The following is a 3,955-nucleotide window of genomic DNA, read 5'->3' on the forward strand; positions in this document are numbered from 1 at the left end:
TGGTTGCATTGCCATTACTCCCTAACATCTTTCGAAATCACTGCATATCGGACCAATGGCCCGAGCGGAGCGGTAACTTGCTCCCCGTGGAATCGAACCCCAGATCCCTATGCTGGCTAGTTGCCAGCGGTGTTGCTGAACCTATGCAGTGAATATTACCGGCCCGCCATAGGTGGTGCGAACACTTCTTCTTCGGGGGGGTCTACGTACGCCGCTTGGATGACTTCCTTGCCGTCCGGAGACACGAGAAGCGCCTGGCCAGGCGGCCTGCGCTTGAGCTTGAACTCGCTCGTTGGGAACTCCGCCTTCTCGCCGGACAGGAAGATCGTTGGCGACCCCGCGCCGAACGCGGCGCCGACGAATTTGTCCATGGTCGCGCGGTGGGCCTGGCTCATCTGGCACGCCACGATGATGTGCAGCCCGATGTCCGCCGCTGCAGGCAACAGCGGCGCAAGTGGTGCCATCGGCGAGATCATCCCGCTGGCCGCGACGATCATGTGCCAGTCGTCGACGAGCAACACGATGTCGGGACCACTCCACCAAGACCGCGACCGTAGCTGAGCGGTGGTCAACTCGGGCGTTGGCAACCGCTTCTTCAGGTTGATCGCCAGCGCCTTGATCGACTCCTCAAGGTTTGAGTTGTTGCGATTGACCGCGCCCGCGGCCAAAAGATGGCTCTGCGGCACCGCGTCCAGCAGGCCCGACCGGTAGTCGGCGAGCATGAACCGGACCTCTGATGGATCGTTTCGCGCACAGATGGCCGACGCCACCGCGTGCGCGATGCGCGTCTTGCCCGACTTCGGCGCCCCAAAGATCAGCAGATGCGGCGACGTGTGCATCGGCGTATAGGCGACCGACAGGTCCGATTCGCGCACACCGATGGGGACGGTCCATCGCGTGCGGTAGTCGGACTCGGGTCCCGGAGGGTTCGGATCCAGCTCGTGCAGGTACACCCGTTCGGGCAGCACCCGCACCTGCGGCGCCTGATCGGTGTGCAGTGACGCGATGTGCTCGACGGCTGCCGAGATCGCCTCGACGATGTTGTCCGCGCTGTGGACGCCGTCCAGACGGGGCACGCCCATCATCAGGTGGTGCTTCTCCATCGAGATGGCACGACCGGGGCGGTTGGCGGGAATGTCACGGGTCATGCGGTCGACCTGGGTCTCGTTCACGTCGCCAAGGCGAAACTCGACCTTGGTGCCCAGATAGTCGCGGACACGTGACTTGAGCTCCGTCCACCGTGGCGTCGAGATGATCGTGTGGACGCCGTAGGCCAACCCCTGGCCCGCGAGGTCCTGCACCACGGGTTCGAGGTCGGGGAACTCCGAGACGAATGCGGGCCAGCCGTCGATGATCAGGAACACGTCACCGAAGGGATCCGCAGACGCGGGATGGGCGGGATCCTCACGCATCTGCCGGTACGCGGCGATCGAGCCCACCCGATACTGCTTGAACGTCGCCTCCCGTTGGCGCAGAACGGCTTTCATCTCGGCAACCACCCGGTTGACCCGGTCGGGCTCAGACCGCGTGGCAACACCGCCGACGTGCGGCAGGTCCTCCAGGTACATCAGGCCACCGCCGCCCATGTCGACGCAGTAGAACTGGATGTCACGCGGCGTGTGGGTGGCAGACGCCGACAACACCAGCGTCTGCAGGAACATCGACTTGCCGGTCTGCGGCGCACCGCCGATCGCGATGTTGCCGCCCGCCGTCGAGACGTCGATACCCCACACCTCTTGGCGGTGGCGCCTCGGTTCGTCCATGATGCCAAGCCCGAAGCGCAACGGCTCCCGCCGATCGCGCGCGATGAGCTCGTTGACGGGCGTCGGATCAGTCAACGGCGGCAACCACATTCGGTACGCGCGCATCTCGCCAGTGCCCAACTGGCCGAGGACGACCTCGCGCAACACCCGCTGTTCCGGTTCGACGCTCATGACGTCACCACCTCCGCGATCGGTGCCGCGGTGAACGAGCGAATCCGCAACGGACTCTGCGCGGCGTGTCTCGGCGTGTGATCCCCGTTGCCCGCGTCCAAGGCGGTGGGAACGTAGTTCGTGCCGGTGAAGACGCTGTGGAACTTGACCGGGTCCTCCATGCCGACCCGCAGGAAGCCCACGCCGCTCTCCTTGTTCGTGATGTATTGCGCCTCAGGCGTTCCGATGACTGCCTTGGACTCGGCGGAGCTCGTCGTACGAAGTGCGATGCGGTAGGTGAGGTTCGGCTCCAGCTTGTCGATCCGGACGCCACCGGTGTTCAACGACTGCGTCGCGAGCAGCAGGTGGACCCGCAGCGACCGCCCGACGCGACAGATCCGGTCGAACAGCTGGATGAAGTCGGGGTGATTCTGCAGCAGTTCGGCGAACTCGTCGACCACCACGAACAGCGTGGGCAGCGGGGGGAGGTCGGCTCCGCGTTCGCGATGCTTCTCGTACTCCGCGACACCGGACAGCGCGCCCGCCGCACCGACCTGGATGCCCGCCTGGCGCAGGATCGACTGACGGCGGTCCAGCTCGCCGGAGAGGACCTCGCCCATGCGGGAGACGAGCTCGGCCTCCTCCTCCATGTTCGTGACGACGGCGGCGGTGTGCGGCAACTTCTCCATGCCGAGGAACGTCGAGCCGCCCTTGAAGTCGGTCAGCAAGAGGTTGACCTGATCGGGGTGGTGCGTCGCGGCGAGCGAAAGAATCAGCGTACGAAGGAATTCCGACTTTCCGGAGCCGGTGGTGCCGATCAGCATCCCGTGCGGTCCCGCACCAAACTCGGCACCCTCCTTGATGTCGAGGTACTGGATGTCGCCGGTCTTCAGCTCGTGACCGAACGGGATCCGCAGTCGATCGCGGTCGAGGTCGGTGAACATCCGCCACCTACTCGGCGTGACCTCTTCGACGGTCTGGGCGCCGACGAGCTGATGCCACTCGGTCGCGACCTTCTTCTGCACCCTGGTGGTCTTGTCGATGATCGTCCCGGTGATCGACCAGCCGGCGAGCTTGCGCGCGATGCGGCCGGCCTGCCCTGGCGTCATCCGGTCGGAGTCACTCGTGACGAGCCGGAAGTTGAGGTTGGGCAGCCGGTCGTCGGCCGTGCCGTCCTGATCGACCCTGATCCGGTAGGCCGACCGGTGGTTGCCGAGCGTGATCACCGTGACTCCGGCACGCCCGTCGACCGGGAAGCCAGCCCTGCCGCCCGTCAGGTCGACGACCACGATGTAGGGCCCGCTGGGGGCGGAGTCCGCGGTATGTGGCCCGCGGGCAGTCAGGTCCGACAGTCCGTCGGTTCGGGTGAACACCAGCCGCGTCGACCCCGCCGCGTCGGTGTCGGTCTGGTGCTGGGTGTGCGGCAACCACTTCAGCCAAGCCCAGTCCGGGTCCTCGGGATTGTCGGTCAGCACGCGAATCTGCAGCAGGTCCGGCGGGTGAAATACTGCCAGGTGACACAGCATCGCCCTGAGCAGCCCCGCGGCCCCCGCCGCGTCGCCACCGATGGCGATCGTCGGAAACGTCCGTAGCTGAACGAGTTTCGGGCAGTCGTGAATGAGACCATGGGTACGCAGGAACTTGGTCACCCACATGTGGCTGACCGGTTCGAGGTGCGGCTGCGGCGCTGCCTGAGGGCCTGCGAGCTCGCCACCGACATTGGGCTTCAGGAGCCGGTCGACGGCCGCCTCGCTCCCGGTGCCGATGCGGGTGGCCGCGTAGAAGTCGGCATTCGACGTCCGCGACCACTGACGATTGGTGCCGATGACGGACAGGAGATCGTCGGGATGCGGTGCGTGATAGTTGAAGAACGCGACTTGGGCGCCCGCAGACGCCGTCACGCGCGTCCGCAGACCCGCGAGGTACCGCAGATACTCCTTGCGGTCGGCATTGATCTCGGGGACCTTCTTGCCGCCGGCCCCACCGCCCGCCATGAAGCCGACCGTTCCCATCACCATCATCAGCGGCATCATCAGCATGTA

Annotated in this window: 2 protein-coding genes; both read right to left on the minus strand. The window is 65.7% G+C overall.

The features are described from left to right. Window positions 1-155: 155 nt before the first annotated feature. Window positions 156-1,934, minus strand: coding sequence for a type VII secretion protein EccCb (gene eccCb / locus QOD90_RS25525; protein WP_526354332.1), 1,779 nt, complete (start codon window positions 1,932-1,934; stop codon window positions 156-158). Beyond that, the coding region (gene eccCa / locus QOD90_RS25530; RefSeq protein WP_526354334.1) for a type VII secretion protein EccCa at window positions 1,931-3,955 on the minus strand (2,025 nt) is incomplete at its 5' end. The genes eccCa and eccCb, both read right to left, overlap by 4 nt.

Origin of the sequence: Mycobacterium sp. (genome assembly GCF_032161845.1) — a bacterium.
GTDB lineage: Bacteria > Actinomycetota > Actinomycetes > Mycobacteriales > Mycobacteriaceae > Mycobacterium.

Bases quoted from the DNA above. Each gene is read 5' to 3' on its own strand.
- eccCb (WP_526354332.1), bottom strand. From the start codon at position 1,934: ATGAGCGTCGAACCGGAACAGCGGGTGTTGCGCGAGGTCGTCCTCGGC.